Source organism: Streptomyces sp. NPDC051109 (assembly GCF_044455885.1).
Taxonomy (GTDB): domain Bacteria; phylum Actinomycetota; class Actinomycetes; order Streptomycetales; family Streptomycetaceae; genus Streptomyces.
In genome coordinates this window covers 22,596-39,798 of record NZ_JBITFF010000027.1, presented here as the reverse complement: position 1 = coordinate 39,798, position 17,203 = coordinate 22,596, and the positions used below count along the sequence as shown (strand labels likewise).

Here is a 17,203-nt window from a genome sequence, read left to right as displayed (position 1 = left end):
GGGCCCACTGTTTTTGCCGTTCCCGTGCGCGCACCGCGGTCAGACGGTGCGACGCCCCTGCGGCGGCACCCCCATGGACTCGAAGAGCATGTCGGCCCGCTCCCGGTACTCGGCCGCGGTCGGCCGGCCGAGCCGCTCGGCCGCGGCCGCCATCCCGTCCAGCGCGTGGGCCATCTCGACGCGGTACCCCATCCCCTCTGCCACCTCAAGTGCCCGCTCGTGCAGGCGCAGGGCCTCTTCGTGGCGTCCGTGGCGGCCATGTTTGAGCGCCAGGAGGTTGTCCACCCGGGAGCGCCGCTGCGTCGAGGTCCTGGGGCTGATCAGCTCCAGGGCCCGGTCCTCGTGCTCCTGCGCCCGGCGGATGTCGCCGAGCCGGTCGCTCACGTCGGAGGAGACGGCGAGCGCGAGGATCATGTTCTCCTCCATGGCGGTGGCGCTCAGCGCCCAGGACCGCGTCACGCTGTCGTGGGCGGCCGCGAAGTCGCCCTTGCCGATCTGGGCCAGGGCCAGGCTCGTCCACGCGGTCACCTCCACCCCCGGGGACGGATAGGCCCGGCAGATCTCTATCACCCTGAGCAGGGCGTCGGCCGCCTCGTCGTGGCGGCCGAGCGCCAGGCACACGGTGCCGAGGGTGTTGAGGTCCTCCGCCTGCTGCTGGACCAGACCGGCGCCGTCGCCCTTCTGGAACGCCCGTACCGCCTCCGTCGTGTAGCGGTACGAGCTCGCCAGGTTCCCCAGCGCGTAGTGCGCGAGGCCGAGCAGCCCCAGGCACATCGCCTCGTCGTCCAGACGCCCGGCCTTGCGCGCCCAGTCGAGCGCTTCCTCCGCCGCGTCCACGGCCTCGGGGAACCGGCCGAGTCTCCAGCGCGCCACCCCCAGGTTGTTGAGGGTCTGGCAGATGAGCAGGGGATCGCCGATGGTGCGCGTCGCGATGAGCCCCGCCCGGCACACCGCCTCGAACTCCGCGAACCGGCCGCGGAGGTTCAGGTGGAAGGACGCGTTGCGGGCCAGGGCGAACACCAGTTGCGGGCGCTCCTCGTGACCGCCCCTGGCCAGCAGGGCCTGAATGCCTGCGGACTCCCGGTCGAACCACTCCAAGGTGCGGTCCTCGCGGCGCATCGGCGGCAGCGCGTACGTGGCGCCGGGAGCTTCCACGTGCATGCTGCGGCGGGTGGGGAACAGCAGGGTGCACGCGACGTCCGTCGCCGCGGCGTAGTAGCCGAGCAGCCGTTCGTCGGCGTCCCGGGCCTCGCGCCCGCCCCTGCCCTCGCCGAGGGAGAGCGCGTACGTGCGCACCAGGTCGTGGAAGGCGTACCTCCCCGGTTCGTTCTGCACCAGCAGGTGCATGTCGAGGAGGTCCTCCAGCATGTCCTCCGCGTCCCGGACCCCGGTCTCCAGCAGGGCCGCGGCCGAGTAGACGTCGACCTCCGCTCCCGGGTGCAGGCCCAGCAGGCAGAACGCGGCCTGGAGCTCCGGTTCCAGTGCCTTGTACGACAGGCTGAGCGTGGCGGCCACGCTGCGCTCGCCCGCGCTCAGCTCGTCCAGCCTCCGGGTCTCGTCCTCCAGCCGCTCGACCAGGTAGCGCACGGTCCAGCGCGGACGGTTGCGCAGCCGCGCCACCGCCAGGCGCAGGGCCAGCGGGAGGTGGCCGCACAGGTCGGCGAGTTCGGCGGCGGCCTCCGGCTCCCTGGCCACCCGGTCGTCGCCGAGGATCTCGCCGAGCATCACCCGGCTCTCCTCGGGCTCCATCACCCCCAGCGAGATCCAGTCCGCGCCGTCCAGATCGAGCAGCCGGGCCCGGCTGGTGACCAGCACCAGGCACTCGGTCGAGGACGGGAGCAGGGGCAGCACCTGGCCGGCGTCGAGGGCGTTGTCGAACAGGAGCAGCAGGCGCCGGCCCGTCAGGGTGGCCCGCCACAGGCCGATCAGGCCGGCCTCGTCGTCGGGGATGCCGTCGGCGGGCACGCCGAGGGTGCGCAGCAGACCGCCGAGGGTGGCCGCCGGCCGCTGCGGCTTCTCACCGGGGGTGAAGCCGCGCAGGTCGGCGTAGAGCTGGCCGTCCGGGTACTCCTCGGCCAGCTGGTACGCGGTGCGCACCGCCAGCGAGGTCTTGCCGCAGCCGCCCATGCCGTCGATCGCGACGACCCGGGGCCCTTCCCCCGCGTCCTGGCGGCACGCCTCCAGCACCTCGGCCAGCTCGCGCTCACGACCGGTGAAGTCGGGAATGCCGGGCGGCAGGGTGCAGGGGGCCCCGTGCAGCGAGGCGAGGGTCGGGAAGCGGTGGCTCCCGGCGCCGGACTGCGCGGACCGCCGGGCGTCCGGAGTCCCCGCCTCCGGGGACGCGGCCGGGGCGCCCACGGCGACCGGGCGGGTGGCCGGGCCGGCGAGATCGGGGGAGGCGCGCAGGATGTCCTCGTACATCTTGGTGAGCTGCGCGCTGGGGTCTATTCCGAGTTCCTCCACGAGAAGTTCGCGGACCTTGGCGTACTCGGCGAGCGCCTCCGCCTGCCGCCCGGAGCGGTACAGGGCCAGGATCAGATGGCCGCGCAGCGACTCCCGCAGCGGGTGCTGCGCGATGAGGGTGCGCAGGTCGCCGATGAGCTCGCCCGCCTCGCCCAGGGCCAGGCGCAGCTCGAAGAGCTGCTCCGCGGCGCCCAGCCGGCGTTCCTCCAGTACGGCGCCCGCGGCCTCGACCACCGAGCCGCCGGCGCCCGACATCACCGGGCCGCGCCACAGGGCCAGGGCGGCGCGCAGTTCGTCGGCCGCGGCCTCGGGGCGGTCCCCGGAGGCGGCGTGCCGGGCCTCCCGGATGTGCCCGTTGAAGAGGAGCAGGTCGAGCTGATCGCGGGTCACCTGTACGCGGTAGCCCGGGCCGTCCGTGAGGATCAGCTTCCCGCCCCCCGGGATCCGGCGCCGCAGGTCGGCGACGGCCTTGCGTACCTGGTGGGAAGCGGTTACCGGTGGTTCCTCGTCCCACACCGCCTCCACAAGACGGACAACCGGGATGATATTCCCCGGTTCGAGCAGCAGAGTGGCAAGAACTCGTTCGTGAATTTGCCCGCCGAGCTTTAACCGGTGCCCTGCCGTCCACCCTTCAAGCGGTCCGAGAATATTGAAACGCACCTGGCTTTCCACCGAATTAGCCATGGCCTCCTTGCCCCATCCCCCTCAATGCCCCCTGCTGAAGAGCCTTCAGCAGGATCCTAAGAGCTTACTGGGGGAAGCGGTAGCGAAGAGGGAACGAAGCGGGAACGACACCTCCGACAGTTGCGTCCTGACTCGGACTCAGGAGCAGCGATGAAGACTTTCGGCCTCGGCGCCAGCCGGCGGACCGTGCGGCGCGCGGCGAACCATTCCGGCACCCGGCCTGCCGCCGCGCACAGCGCCTACCAAGCACCTGTAGCCACCCCTCCGGCACAGGCCCCCCACTCCCCACCCGTCCTGCCGTCGACCACGACCGCGGACCACAGAGCCCAGATCGTCGAAGCGATGATCTCGGAGCTGGCCCCCCAGCTGTTCAGGTCGCTGCGCCGCAGTGACCAGCGCGCCCGCGGCGAGCAGTACCTGCGGGGACTGCTCTACGCGGACGGGCGCAAGTCGATCCGCAACATGGCCGGAGTCGTCGGCGGAGCGGGCACCGAGCAGTCGCTGCACCACTTCATCAGCGAATCCACCTGGAACTGGGCCCCGATGCGCGCGGCCCTCGCCCGGTACGCGGAGCAGCTGGTCCAGCCCAAGGCCTGGGTCGTCCAGTCCATGCCGATCCAGAAGGCCGGCGAGCAGTCGGCGGGCATAGACCGCCGGTTCGTCCCGGAACTGGGGCACTCCGTGCACGGCCAGCACTCGTTCGGCCTGTGGATGGCCTCGGAGGCGATGAGCGCCCCGGTCAACTGGCGGCTCTACCTCTCCCCTTCCTGGCTCCAGGACGAGGAGAAGCGCCGCCGGGCCGACATCCCGGACTGGGTGGACGAGGAGTCGCCGGGCGAGTGCGCCACGGCTTCCGCCCTCGAAGTCCTCGCCTGGGGCGGGGTGGAGCGCCGCCCGGTGGTACTGCCCTCCCGTGACTTCGTCAGCAGTGCCGTGCTGAGCCGCTTCCACGCCGCGGGCGTTCCCGTCATGGCCCGGATGCGGGCCATGGACCAGCTGCGGGTCGCCGACACGGCGATGCCCGGGTACGGCGCCGGCCCCATACCGGTGTCGGACATGCTCCAGCACGTACGCGGACTGCGCCGGCCCGTCGAATGGCTGGACCCCTCCTCGGGGACGCCCGTCGTGCGCAGCACCCTGGTCGCGGGCATACGCGTCGAGCTGCCGCAGCCGCGCCGCTCACCCTCCGGCCCGCAGCAGTGGCTGCTGATGGGCGAGTGGACCAACCGCAACGGCCCGCCCAGCGAGTTGTGGCTCACGGATCTCACCACCACCTCGCTCGACGGGCTGATGCGGCTGGCCAAGCTCAGCCGGCGGACGGCCTTCGACAGCGCCGACACCGGCGAGCGGGCCGGGCTGCGCGATTTCGCCGGCCGCTCCTTCAAGGGCTGGCACCGCCACCTCACGCTCTCCTCGGCCGCCCACAGCGTCGCGATCGGCGCCGACCACGCCACTGGCCGCACTCGGGCGGAGAGTTCGTCCGGCACTCCTTCGGGGAACCGGCCGCTGCGGCAGATGGGCTGAGGCGTGTCGTCCGAGGATGACGGTACGCCGCGCAGAGGGGAATGTTCGGGGCCCGCTCCCGTGCTCCCTCGGCCCGCATCACGCGGGGGCTCCCGCGGTCCGAGGCGTCTTCCCGGCGGCCGGGGCCGGCTGCGGGAGGCGCATCGCGGCCAGGGCGACGGCGGTGAAGTAGACCGCCCAGCCCAGCCAGGCCCAGCCGCCCCAGCCGACGGAACTGGTGATGAGAGGGGGGCCGACGACGGTGGTGACGGCGAACCCGAGGTTGAAGGCGGCGAGGTAGCCGGTCTTGCGGCCCTCGGGGATGTGCAGCAGGGCGACGCCGGTGGTGCCGGACACGATGTACAGCTCCCCGAGGGAGAAGAGCAGCGCGGCTGCGACCACCAGGGCCAGGTTCGTGGTCGCACCGCCGAACGCCGTCAGCGGTACGACCCCCGCTGCCAGAGCCGACAGCAGCCCGCCGCGCCGCATCATCCTGCGGGCGGTGGCGAAGTCCTCGGACCCCTTGCTGATCCGGACCTGGAGCGCGACGACGACGGCGGTGTTGAGGACCTGGACCAGGGTCACGGTCCAGGCGGGAGCTTGCGTCTGCTGGACCACCCACAGCGGGACACCGAGTCCGAGGACGAGCGCCGACATGGTCAGGGCCCCGTACAGGACGGTGATGCGGAGGAAGGCCCGGTCGCGCAGGACGCTGCCGCGTGAGGGGCCGCCCTGCGCGGCCCCGGCCGGGCGCCCGCCGTCGCCGAAGGTCCGGCAGACCACGGCGCAGCCGATGAACAGGACGGCGGAGAGCACCATCACCGCCCGGTAGGCCCAGGCCTCGCCGATCGCGATGGCCGCCCCGGAGGGCAGCGCCCCCGCGGCCATGCCCGCGTTGCGCAGCGAGCGGAGCCGGGCGAGCGCTCCGACCGCCTCCTCGTTGCTCGCACGGGCGATCAGGCCCGATTCGATCAGCGGGCTGATGCCCCGGCTCAGCACCCCGGCGACCGCCGAGGCGAGCAGGGCGGCGATGAAGGACGAGGCCGTGGCCAGCGCCAGGAAGGCGGCGGCGCGGACCAGGAACAGGACGGTGAGCACGGTACGGGTGCCGAAGCGCTCGGCGGCCCGCGCGATGGGCATGGCGCCCAGCAGCGAGGTGACGCCGGCGACACCGAGGACCAGCCCGATCTCGGCGTTGGGCAGGTCCACGGCCTTGTGGAAGAAGAGGACGGACAGGGACAGGTACATGCCCAGTCCGACGGCGTCGGAGAGTCCAGTGGCGTAGATGCGTTTCTTCATCGGAGCGATCCCCACGTCATGAGTAGGCGGGATTGCGGAGTCGGGCCGGGGTGGGCGGGTCCGTCCACGGCTAGGTGGCCCGGGCCAGGGCGGGCTCGGACTGCGCGCCGGCCTCGACGAGTTCGACGCCGAGGGCCCGCTCGACGCGGTCGGCGAGCTCCAGGGCCCGGCCGGGCGTGGGCGCACCGATCATGAACGTCGCCAGGTGCAGGGTCCGGCTCCGGCTCGCCCGCTGCCCCGTCCCGAACCGCGGCTTCACGTAGACCAGTTCGGGGAAGGCCGCCATCAGCTGGTCCGTCGGGGTCTGCGCGGCCACCAGCCACTCGCCCGCCGGGATCGGCACCATCCTCAGCAGCGCCGTCCGCGTGAACTCCGGCACCGTGTCGGGTGCGAGGCCCAGCGCGCTGCGGCCGATCTGCTCGGCGTAGTCGTATCCCGCGCCGACCTCGAACATGACCGGCATCGGTCCGCCCGCCCGGGCGTTGACCTCGATGACGCGCGGCCCCTGCGGGGTCAGCGCGATCTCCGTGTGCACGGCCCCGGTGGTCAGCCCGATGGCCCGGATCGCCCGGTCCGCGCAGTCGACGGCGGCCGCCTGGACGGCGGGGTCGAGCCTCGACGGCATCGACGCGCCCTCCTCGGCGTAGCCGTGGCGCAGCTCCAGCCGGTCGGAGACGGCCAGGTGGTGCCGCTCGCCGGCCGCGAGCAGCGATTCCACGCTGCAGTACGCCGCCCAGCCACTGTCTCCGTCCGCCTCCAGTTCGAGGCGTTCCTCCAGCAGGAAGACGTCCTCGCTCTGGAGGAAGGCCGAGACGGTGGCCCGGCCGTCGCGGTAGGCCTCCAGGAGTTCCTCGTACGTGCGGACCAGCCGCACGCTCTGGCTGCCGGCGCCGAGCGAGGGTTTGAAGACGGCCGGCAGGCCGATGGCCCGGGCCGCCTCCGCCAGATCCGCCTCCTCGCGGATCTCCGCGAACCGCGGGGAGGGCACGCCGTGTTCGGCGAAGACCTGGCGCTGCCGGGACTTGGACTGGGCCACGGTCACCGCCTCCGGCGGGTTGCCCGGCAGCCCGAGGCGTTCGGCCAGCTCGGCCTGCGGACGCAGCAGCAGTTCCGAGTAGGTGACCACTCCCGACAGCGCGTACCGCCCGTGGAGGGCGAGGCCCACGGCCACCGCGTCGTCGAGGTCGGTCGCGGTCAGGAACTCCCCGCGCAGTCCGCGGGCGGCCCAGTCGGCGCGCACCGGTTCCGGGTCGCCCCAGGCCGCGATGTGGACGACGGAGACCGCCGGGCTGAGCCGGGAGAGGGAGTCGAGCGCCGCGGCGGGCGGGTGGCCGCCGATGCCCGAGATCAGCAGCAGGTGCGGCTGGTCCTCGGAGCCGGCGGACGGGCGGGCGGAGCGGGGGGTCATGGCGCGTCCTTTCAGGTGACGGGCTTCGCTTCGCTGGAGTAGGGGGTCAGTGGCTGAGGAGGGGTACCGGGGCACGGCGGGCGGAGCGGAACGAGAGCAGTTCGTCCACCAGGCGGTCCATCCGGATGTGCAGCTCCTCCAGCGGGCGCCCCGGAGTGAAGTCGCTGCGGGCGGAGGCCACATGGGTGGGCACGGCCCAGCCGCCCATCGCCCGGACCACGGCCCGCATCTGGTCGCAGGCCGTCCCGGCGCCGCGCGGGCCGCCGCCCGCGGCGATCAGCCCCACGGGCCGGTCGGCCAGCGCGTCGCCGGTGAGGTGGTCCAGGGCGTTCTTGAGCAGACCGCTGTACGAGCCGTGGTAGACCGGCGTGGCGAGTACGGCGCCGCTCGCCCCGGCGATCCGGGCGCGGATCGCCGCCGTCTGGCTGTACGGGGGCGGGTCGTCGTAGTCGTCGATCCGGTGGCGCCCGGGGAACTCCACGCCCAGGTCGAGGAGTTCGTACTCCGCCCCGGCCGCCCTGATCCGCTGGGCGGCCAGCTCCAGGACCCGGCGCGACACCGAGTCCGCGGAGGCGCTGCCGAGGATGCCGAGTATCACCGCTCGGCCCCCGCGGACCCCGGATTCGGCTCCAGACCGATCACCAGGCGCACCTCGCGCTCGGCGCGGGCGACCAGCCGCCGGACCTCCTCGTGCGAGTCGTGGGCGAAGACGTGCGTGCTCGCGCCCGTACCCGAGAACGGCTGCGCGGGGACCACGTCCCCGATCCGGTACGGCACGTTCCGGTAGTACGCGTCCTGTGCCACCGCCGAGTCGTCGAAGTCCAGCAGCATCCCGCCGACCGTGAAGTGCACGGTCCAGCCCGCGTACGCGCCCACCGGGGCGACCCGGCCGGCCGTCGGGTCGAGGCCCACGTCGGTGAGGATCTTGGCGTGGAAGAGGTCGATGCCGGTGATGGCCAGGAAGGCCTCGCGGACGCCCGCGCCGCCCGGGCGGCCGGCCACCTCGCAGAAGGTGAACCCGGACTCGTCCAGGAAAGCCTCCAGGTGGAGCACCCCCGCGGAGACCTGCCAGGCGTCGACGACCTGGCCGAGCAGTTCGCGGGCCGCCGCGCGCACGGCGGGGTCGGCGACCGTGACGGAGGACAGGGGCTCCACCCGGGACACGGCCAGGGTGTCGCTCACGTACCGGGACACGTCCCAGATCACCTCGCCTCCGTGGACGACGGCGTCGATGTGGCACATGTCGCCCGCCACGAACCCCTCGCACAGGTGGGTGCCGGGGCTGAACTCCTCGCGCACCCAACGCTCGACCTGGGCGGCGTCGGTGAGCACCGACACCCCGAACGAGCCCGAACCGTCGCGCGGCTTGACCACGACCCGGCCGTGCCGGGCGAACAGGTCGGTGACGTCCTCCGGGGTGTGGACGAGGTGCCCCTCGGCGGCACGGATGCCCGCCCGCCGGGCGATGCGCTTCATCACCGCCTTGTCCACGAACTTGCGAGCGGTGGCCGGGTCGCTGCCCGGCGTGCCCAGCCTGGCGCGCAGCTCCGCGGCCGGCTCCAGCAGCCGCTCGGAGACGGTGGCGACCCGGTCCACCGGGTACAGCGCGTGCACCGCGCCCGCGAGGGCCCGTACCCCGTCCGGATCGAACACGTCCGTCCGGGCGGCGAAATCGGCGGCGCTGCCGGTGGTGTTGCCCGCGGCCGAGCTCAGCACGCTGACCCGGAAGCGGTCCGGGTCCAGCAGCGGCGAGCCGTCGTCGCGGGTCCACACCCGGGGGCCGATCCGGTCCAGCAGCAGGACGTGCGTACGGTCGGCGGACTCGGTCTTCCACAGCAGCGAGCGCTCGATCCGGGCCACCGCCTGCTCGGCGCGGACGGTGTCCGGCGCCGCCACGGTGTACTCCAGGCGGACGACCGGCCCGCTGTGGACGCCCTCGCGGTCGAGCGGGGTCCGTACGGAGGCCAGCTCGGGCGTGTCGTACAGCTCCTCTGCGGCGGTCGCGGCGACCACCCGGAAGCGGCCCGGCCCGGACAGGACGTGGCGCTGGATCGCGATCCGCCCGGCGTCGGGCAGGGCGGCGCGCACCGGCCGGCCCAGGGCGCTCTCGACGGCGGCCGTCACCAGGCTCCGCCGGTGGGCGGCGTCGTAGAGGTCGAGGACCTGCCGGTCGAAGCCGGGCAGGACCAGGGGGCGCGTGTCGCGCGCCCCGAACACGACCCGGGCCGGCCCCTCGATCCCCGCCTCGCGCACGGCCTCCTCGGTGCGTGCCAGCAGCCGCGCGGGCACCGGGCCTGCGGTCAGGCGCCGCTCGGAGCTGCCGTCCTCGGCGGCGTGGTCGCCGCTCTCGTCGATCGAGGCGAGCACGTCCACCCGGCCTCCGCCGGTCGCGAGGGCCAGTACGGTGCGGACGGGATCGCTGACGAACGCGAGCTCCTCCAGCAGCCCGTCGAGCTCGCCGAGTTCCTCGTTCCCCGGCTCGCCGGCCCGGACGGCTCCGGCGGCCAGCGCGCGCAGTTCCCGCGCCTCGCGCTCGTACGCGCCCGACCAGGACAGGACCGCGGCCACCGGCCGGCGCTCGTGCGCCTCGAGGAACCGGGCGCGCACCGCGTCGAAGGTGAGCTCGTCGCGCCGCAGTACGGTCAGCCGCGCGGTCACCGCCCCGGCCGCGGCCACGATCCGGTCGACCGGGTCACCGCGGTCCAGCAGCAGCACCACGTGCTCGCCGCCCGCGGGCTCGGGCTCCGGGTGCTCCTGCCCCCGCTCCGCGGCGGCGACCGGTTCGATGCGCAGCGACTCCCGTACCAGGGCCGCGGCCTCCGCGGCGACCCGCACGGCCGTCGCCGCATCGGCTCCGCGCACCATCACGTAGCCGAACCGGTCGTGGTTGGTGCCCAGCGCCGGCACCCGGTCCCCGGGTCCGGCGGTCACCTGGCAGTCGACCACCCCGGCCGGCAGCTCGCGGAAGGCGGGGACCGTGCCGTGCACGATCCCGTCGACCGGAGTCCACAGGGCGTGCAGGGCGACCGTGGTCACCGGCGGGGCCGCGTCCTCGACCGGCGCACCGGTGGCGAGCGCGACCAGGTCGCGGGCGACCGAACGGTCCAGGGCGAGCGACATCTGCCGGGTCACCACGTGTCCGGCGATCCGGCCGTTCACCTCGATCAGCTCCGGACCGGTCGGCGTGACGAGCAGCTCCACGTGGAGCGCGCTCGCCCGGACCCCGAGCGCCTCGACGGTGTCGAGGACGAACCGCCGTGCGGCGCCCATGCCCGGGAAGCGGGCCGGGAAGTGCCCGCCGAGCTCGGCCGTGGTGCCGGGCGCCGCCGGGATGCGCTCGGCGAAGCCGTACAGGACCACGCGCCCGTCCTGGACGAGCAGTTCGGCGCTGACGTGGCGCCCGACGGCGTACTCCTCGACGAGCGCCACGGGGCGCCCGCCACCGTCGCCGTCCCCGTCGCCGTCCCCGCCGTCGTTCCCGTACGGGACCCCCAGTACCTCGGCCAGCCCGGCGGCGGCCTGCTCACGGGTCCACGCCACGGTGACCCCGACCGAATACCGGCCGGACGGCGGCTTGATCACGCACGGCAGCCCGATCTCGTCGACCGCCGCCAGTCCCTCCTCCTCGGTGACCGCCCGGCGCCAGCGCAGGCTGCCGATCCCGGCCTTCCCGAGCCGTTCCCGTACGGCCGACTTGTCGCCGAGCAGCCGCGCCGCCTCCAGTGACTCGTGGGGCAGCCCCAGGTCGCGGGCGAACCGCGCCGCGCCGTGCAGGAGGTTCTCGTCCCGGCAGATCACGCCGTCGACCGGGTTGGGGCCGAGGCGTCCCTGCAGCAGGGCGGCCAGGTCCTGGCCGCCGGACAGCTCCGGCACCTCCACCACCCGCGCCGCGCGTTCGAGCAGCTCGAACCCGGCATTGGCGCGGTAGGCGTCCAGGCGTTCCGTGACGAAGGTGACCTCGATGCCGTCGCCGGCCATCTCCGCCACGACGTCGAAGCCTCTGACGTATGCCGTCTCCAACAGAACAACATGCATGAGCTCAGCCCCTTGAGTCCTCTTCTCATCGAAGCATCGGGGGACGCGGACTACAGGGCAAGCGGCAGCCGCATAATCCGGCTCACTCCATCACCTCTTCCCTTTCCAATCCCGTTCCGTTCCCGTTTCGCTCCCGCGCCGATACCGAAGACACCCACCCTGACCTGCTGTTACATGTCAAACAAAAGAATTCGAATCCGTCAGGTCGGGTGACTTCCCACATTGCCGGACAGCGCTTCGCAGCTCCTTGCGGCAGCAATTAGTGTGCATACGGGAAACTGGACACCCACCTCTCCATTCATCTTGTAAACGGCCTTTCCCGGTCACCGAAGAAAAGGACAGAGACAGCGTGCGCATCATCTCCATCCCGAAATCGGGGACCGGACACGCGGCCCCGATCACCCACGTGGCCTTCAGCCCGGACGGCTCCCGCCTCGCGACCTCGTCCTACGACGGAACCGTGATCGTGTGGAACACCGCCGACCCCGCCCGCCCCACCGAGACCGCGACGCTGCGCCACCGCCGCCTCGTCAACTCCTCGGCCTGGAACCCCGCCGACCCGACCCTCCTCGCGACGGCCTCCGCCGACAAGACGGTCGGCATCTGGCGCGTCCCCCAAGAGGGCCCCGCCACGCTGGTCAACGTCCTGGCACGGCACACCGACGACATCAACTCCGTCGCCTGGCTGCCCGACGGCGAGCGCCTGATCTGCGTCTCCGAGGACGGCCGCGCCACCCTGTGGTCCGTACTCGACGGCACCTTCCTCACCGAGGTCGGCTCGCACGAGGCGCACTGCATGATGGTCTCCGTCAGCGTCGAGGGCCTGGCCGCCACGGTCGGCGAGGACGGCCTCGTCGCCGTCAGCGACCCCGCCTCCGGCTCCGGCGCGGCGCGCAAGCGCCACTACGACTCCTCCATCGAGGGCTGCGCCTGGTCCCGGGCCGGCGACCTCCTCGCCGTGGCCCGCGACGACGGCCGCGTCGACCTGCTGACCCGCGAACTGGACCACGTACTGACCGTCGAGGTCTCCAGTTCCGCCGCCCGCGCCGTCGACTGGGCCGAGGACGACTCCGCGTTCGTCGTCGGCGCCTACGACGGCTCCTTGCACTGGTTCGACCGGTCCGGCGAACGCCGGCACACCGTCGCCGACCTCCGTGTGTGGCCGCGCTCCGTCGCCGCCGCCCAGGGGCTGGTCGCCGCGGGCTCCTTCCGCAACGCCCCGCACCTGTACGACATGGCCACGGCCGCCGAACTGTCCGGCCCCGAGCGCGCCACCCACGGCCCCAACGCCCTGGCCGCGCGCGGCGACGAGCTCCTCATCGGCGGGGACTCCGGCACCGTCTTCGCCGTCCGCGTCGAGAACGGCGCCCAGCGGCGGGCCACCCCGATCGAGCTCACCGACGGCCCGATCCTGTCCCTCGCCACCGACGGCGACACCATCTACGCGGGCACCTACTCCGGCCACGTCATCCGCTACGACGGCACCCGCACCTCCAGCGAGCGCCTCGGCGCGCCGATCCCCTCCCTCACCCTCGACGGGGGCCGGCTGGTCGCGGGCACCTACAACGGCGAGTTCCTCGTCCTGGACCCGGCCACGCTCCGGCTCGAAGAGCGCGTCGAGGCGCACGGCGGATCGGTGAAGTCCCTGGCCCCGATCCCGGACGGCGGCTTCCTGTCCGCCGCCACCGACCGCACCGTCGAGGCGGGCACCGTGCACGGGCGCACCAAGCTGTGGGAACACGGCAACCTCGTCAACGCGGTCGCCGGCCTCCACGGCCCCGGCGGCTCCGTCGTCGCCAGCGCCTCGCGCGACCACACCGTCAAGGTCGGCCGGGTCACCCGTACCGCGGACGGCGGCTGGAGCACCGGAGCGCCGCAGACGCTGCTCGGCTCCGACGAGTCGGTCAAGTGCGTCTCCCTGCTGGGCGACACCCGCAAGCCCACCGTCCTCGCCGGCTCCTACGACTTCAACCTCTACGCCTGGCAGGTCGACTGGGCCGACTCGGCGGGCACCCTCGCCTCCGGCCACGTCCTCGCCGGGTTCAGCCAGGGCCTGTCCTGCATGTTCCAGCTCGCCGACGGGCGCGTCGCCGTGGCCGGATGGGACGGTCGGATCGTCTTCGTCGCCGTCGACGAATACGGCGCCCACATCCAGCACACCCTCCACATCGACGACATCGCGCAGAGCGCCGACCGGAAGCAGGTGGCCGCATGACGACCTCGGCCGACACGGCGGAAGCCGCCGCGGAAGCCGCCGCCCCCGCGGCGGTCCCGGCGGCGGTCCGGGCCCGCGTTCCCGTCACGCTCTCGCGCGTCCGGGACCGCAGCGCCGACCTGATCACCTTCCACCACCTCCCCGACCCCGGCGAGCACTTCGCGGTCCTCGTCCCCGCCGCCCCCGGCGACAGCGCGCCGCCGCTGGTGCGCCTGCACAGCGAATGCCTGACCGGCGACGTCCTCGGCTCGGCCCGCTGCGACTGCGGCCCCCAGCTCGACGAGGCCCTGCGGCGCATCGCCGAGCACGGCGGCGCCGTCCTGTACCTGCGCCAGGAAGGCCGCGGCATCGGGCTCTACAACAAGCTCGACACCTACGTCCTCCAGTCGCAGGACCACGACACCTTCGCCGCCAACCGCATGATCGGCCGCGGCGACGACGAGCGGGACTACGCGGCCGCCGCCGCGATGCTCCACGCCCTCGGCCTGACCCGGATCCGACTGCTCACGAACAACCCCGACAAGGTGCGGGAACTGCGCGCGCACGGCATCGAGATCACCGAGGTGATCCCCACCGGCGTGTACGCCACCGCGGAGAACTCCCGCTACCTGTCCGCCAAGGCCGAACTCGCCGGCCACACCATCGCGCTGCTCCAGGAGGCCGCGGCATGACGCTCTCACTCGAAGACCTCGCGGACTCCCCGCACTTCAAGGAACACGCCGGCCTCGCCGACCCCGGCAGGCTGCACCCCGCCCGGCTGCCCGGCACCACCCCCGAGGAGCTCGCCGCCGCCGTCGAGGACCCGGACCTGCCGACCGCCGAACGCCTCGCCGCCGGCCACGTCCTCGGCCTGCTCGGCGACCCGCGCATCCCCTCCCCCACCAGCGGAGCGGGCCCCGCCACCCGCCACGTGCCCGGCGGCCGGATCCGCATCGGCCTCCCCGAGAACGAGGCCGGATACGTCACCAACGCCTGGGCGCACGTGGGCGTGGAGGAGTCCTGGATCCTCAAGGAGTGCCCCGAGCACACCGTGGAGATCGCCGACTTCTGGATCGCCACCTACCCCGTGACCAACGGCGAGTACCGCGCCTTCCTCGCCGACACCGGCCTGGAGGAGCGCCCCACCACCTGGTACCTGGGCGCCTACCCGTGGGACCGCTCCAACCACCCGGTGGCCGGGATCCGCCCCGAGCACGCCGACGCCTACGCCGCCTGGCTCAGCGAGCGCACCGGGCACCCCTGGCGGCTGCCCACCGAAGCCGAGTGGGAGCACGCCGCCAAGGGCCCCGAGGGCCTGCCCTACCCCTGGCCCGGCGGCTTCGACCCCGAGGCGGCCAACACCCGCGAGTCCGGCGTGCACACCACCACCCCGGTCGGCGCGTTCCCGGCCGGCCGCTCCCCGTACGGCGTCCACGACATGGGCGGCAACGTCGAGGAGTTCACCGCCGACGAGTACGCCCCCTACCCGGACGGCCCCTACGTGGCCGACCACCTGGTGCAGACGATGGGCAGCTACCGCATCGCCCGCGGCGGCTCCTTCTCCCGGTTCGGCGACCTGACCCGCACCCGGCGCCGCCACGGCGCCTTCCCCGGGCCCCTGTACCCCGTCGGGTTCCGCCTCGCCACCGGCAAGCGGCCCTCATGACCACCGCCGTCCACCCCGGACCGGGGCCGGCACCCGCAGCCGGTCCCGAACCCGCCGCTCCCGAACCCGCCGGCCCCGAGCAAGCCGACCCCGCCTCCGCCGCTCCCGAGCAAGCCGCTCCCGGCCCCGGCTTCGCGGGCATCCGCCGCGTCCTGGCCGACCGGACCCCGACCCTGGCCGACATCACCCGGGCCTTCGCCCCGCTGGAGGCCGAAGCGCACCGGCTGCTGCCCCGGCTCGCCGCCCTGCGCCCGGGCATCGGGGCCACCCCGCTGGTCCCGGTGCCCAGCCGGGCGGGACGGGGCACGGTCTGGCTCAAGACCGAGGCCGCCAACACCTACGGATCCGTCAAATCCCGTACCGCGTATGCCCTGTTGTGCGCGGCCGTGGCCGGCGCGGGCACCCCCCGGCTGCGGCTCGCCGAGTACTCGGGCGGCAGCCTCGCCGTCGCCCTGGCCGAGCTGTGCGGACAGCTGGGCCTGGACCTCCACCTGGTGGTCCCGTACGGGGCCTCCGAACGGCTGCTGGACCAGCTGCGCCGCCAAGGCGCCGAGGTCACCACGGCCCGCGAGGGCACCGGCTTCCTCGGCGCGATGGACGAGGCCGTCCGCGTCGCCGAACGCGAGGACCGGCACCTGCTGCTCCAGCACTGCGCCGCCGCGGGCGCCGCCCTGCACCGCGAGCACACCGGCGCGGAGATCATCGGCCAGCTCTCCGGCTACGGGGTCGAACCGGCCGCCCTGGCAGCGGCCGTCGGCACCGGCGGCAGCCTGGCCGGCACCGCCATGGCCCTCGGCAGCTCCTGGCCGGACTGCCGCCCCCTCGCCGTCTTCCCCACCGAGGCCGTCTACGGCGACGAGCGCGCCCCCGACGGCACCCGCCGGATGAGCGGCACGGGCGGACTGGGCCACGGCCTGCGCCAGCCCCTGCTCGCCGCGTTCCCGCAGGACTTCTTCAGTTTCACCGCCGTCGCCTATCCGCAGGCCCTGCAGGCCATGCGCCACCTGCGCCGGGAACACGGCATCGCCGTCTCCGGCAGTGGCGCGGGCGCCTGGCTCAGCGCCTCGGCGGAAGTCGACCAAGGCCCGCGAGGGCGCAACGCAGTCGCGGTCGTCGCAAGCCGCGGAACAATCGAGGAGTGGGAGCATGCCGCAGGAGCGTGACATTCAAGACCGGGACCTTCAGGGCCGTGACACACCCGCGGCCCTGACCGCCACGGCCACCGCCACCGCCACAGTCCCCGGCCCCGGCCACAGCGCCGCGGACGCGGAGCACGCCGAACGGAACTACTGCGGCTACCGCGAGGTCGTCCGCAACTCCTTCAAGCAGTGGTACAAGAACAACCGCGACTCCTGGTCGGGGACGACCACTAACGACCGGGTCACGCACTTCGCGGTCGCGGCCGCCCCCACCGACGAGCACCAGCCGGGCTCCGGCCCGGCCCGGGTCCTGGACATCGGCTGCGGCCGCGGCCTGCAGACTGCCTCCCTCGCCGAGTGGCTGGAAGCCGAGGTCACCGGCCTCGACCTGCTCGACGTATGGGACACCCCCGAGGTCGCGCACGGCTCGATCCGCTTCCACCAGGGCGACTTCCTCGCCTTCCGCGCCGAGGGCCTCGACCTGCTCGTCGACAACGGCTGTCTGCACCACCAGCGCCGCGAGGACTGGGCCCCCTGGGTGGAGCACGGCCGCAAGATGCTGCGCCCCGGCGGGGTCTGGGTGGTGAGCGTGTTCCTCAGCCCCGACGGGGAGATCACCCCGCATCCGCTCGCGGACGGGCGGCTGAACTGGTGGCTCACCGAGCAGCTCGTCACCGAGCTCTACGAGGCGAACGGCTTCCGCTTCACCGGCAGCCTGGAGATCGACCGCCACTTCGAGTACGAGGGCCACCGGCTCAAGTACCTGACCCTGTCCTTCGTCGCGGTCTGAGCGGCGCGGGAGGAGAGAGAGG

General features: G+C 73.6%; 11 protein-coding genes. 6 read left to right on the top strand and 5 right to left on the bottom strand.

Going from position 1 to position 17,203, the window contains the following annotated elements; all coding sequences use genetic code 11:
* Nucleotides 1-39: 39 nt before the first annotated feature.
* On the bottom strand, nucleotides 40-2,979 hold the full coding sequence (locus ACIBAD_RS33090) for a BTAD domain-containing putative transcriptional regulator (protein ID WP_398910454.1): 2,940 nt from the start codon (nucleotides 2,977-2,979) through the stop codon (nucleotides 40-42).
* 318 nt (nucleotides 2,980-3,297) lie between these two features.
* Here ACIBAD_RS33090 and ACIBAD_RS33085 point away from each other — a divergent pair, with 318 nt between their 5' ends.
* A complete protein-coding gene (locus ACIBAD_RS33085) occupies nucleotides 3,298-4,671 on the top strand; it encodes an IS701 family transposase (RefSeq protein ID WP_398910452.1) in 1,374 nt (457 codons plus the stop codon).
* 78 nt (nucleotides 4,672-4,749) lie between these two features.
* On the opposite strand, the gene ACIBAD_RS33080 is transcribed toward ACIBAD_RS33085, so the two are convergent.
* From ACIBAD_RS33080 to ACIBAD_RS33065, 4 genes are all read right to left on the bottom strand, one after another.
* Nucleotides 4,750-5,949, bottom strand: a complete 1,200-nt coding sequence (locus tag ACIBAD_RS33080; RefSeq protein WP_398910449.1) for an MFS transporter — start codon at nucleotides 5,947-5,949, stop codon at nucleotides 4,750-4,752.
* 70 nt (nucleotides 5,950-6,019) lie between these two features.
* The gene (locus ACIBAD_RS33075) at nucleotides 6,020-7,357 is read right to left on the bottom strand and encodes an acetyl-CoA carboxylase biotin carboxylase subunit family protein (RefSeq protein ID WP_398910447.1); all 1,338 of its coding nucleotides are present in this window, start codon (nucleotides 7,355-7,357) and stop codon (nucleotides 6,020-6,022) included.
* Nucleotides 7,358-7,403: 46 nt separating this feature from the next.
* Nucleotides 7,404-7,955 (bottom strand): NADPH-dependent FMN reductase, encoded by a 552-nt coding sequence (locus ACIBAD_RS33070; protein ID WP_398910446.1) that lies wholly within the window; start codon nucleotides 7,953-7,955, stop codon nucleotides 7,404-7,406.
* A complete protein-coding gene (locus ACIBAD_RS33065; RefSeq protein ID WP_398910444.1) occupies nucleotides 7,952-11,392 on the bottom strand; it encodes an ATP-grasp domain-containing protein in 3,441 nt (1,146 codons plus the stop codon). Before ACIBAD_RS33065 ends, ACIBAD_RS33070 begins: the two co-directional genes overlap by 4 nt.
* Before the next feature lie 349 nt (nucleotides 11,393-11,741).
* Between ACIBAD_RS33065 and ACIBAD_RS33060 the strand changes: the two genes are divergently transcribed.
* Genes ACIBAD_RS33060 through ACIBAD_RS33040 form a run of 5 tightly spaced genes read left to right on the top strand, consistent with a single transcriptional unit; the run spans nucleotide 11,742 to nucleotide 17,181 of the window.
* On the top strand, nucleotides 11,742-13,607 hold the full coding sequence (locus tag ACIBAD_RS33060; protein WP_398910442.1) for a WD40 repeat domain-containing protein: 1,866 nt from the start codon (nucleotides 11,742-11,744) through the stop codon (nucleotides 13,605-13,607).
* A complete protein-coding gene (gene ribA, locus ACIBAD_RS33055) occupies nucleotides 13,604-14,278 on the top strand; it encodes a GTP cyclohydrolase II RibA (protein ID WP_398910440.1) in 675 nt (224 codons plus the stop codon). Before ACIBAD_RS33060 ends, ribA begins: the two co-directional genes overlap by 4 nt.
* Complete coding sequence (locus ACIBAD_RS33050; RefSeq protein ID WP_398910438.1) at nucleotides 14,275-15,252, top strand: formylglycine-generating enzyme family protein; 978 nt, start codon at nucleotides 14,275-14,277, stop codon at nucleotides 15,250-15,252. The genes ribA and ACIBAD_RS33050 overlap by 4 nt, the downstream gene beginning before the upstream one ends.
* On the top strand, nucleotides 15,249-16,415 hold the full coding sequence (locus ACIBAD_RS33045; protein WP_398910436.1) for a pyridoxal-phosphate dependent enzyme: 1,167 nt from the start codon (nucleotides 15,249-15,251) through the stop codon (nucleotides 16,413-16,415). The genes ACIBAD_RS33050 and ACIBAD_RS33045 overlap by 4 nt, the downstream gene beginning before the upstream one ends.
* Nucleotides 16,399-17,181 carry a class I SAM-dependent methyltransferase gene (locus ACIBAD_RS33040; RefSeq protein WP_134072346.1) on the top strand — a complete coding sequence of 261 codons (783 nt, stop codon included), beginning with the start codon at nucleotides 16,399-16,401 and terminating at the stop codon, nucleotides 17,179-17,181. The genes ACIBAD_RS33045 and ACIBAD_RS33040 overlap by 17 nt, the downstream gene beginning before the upstream one ends.
* The last annotated feature ends 22 nt before the right edge of the window (nucleotides 17,182-17,203 follow it).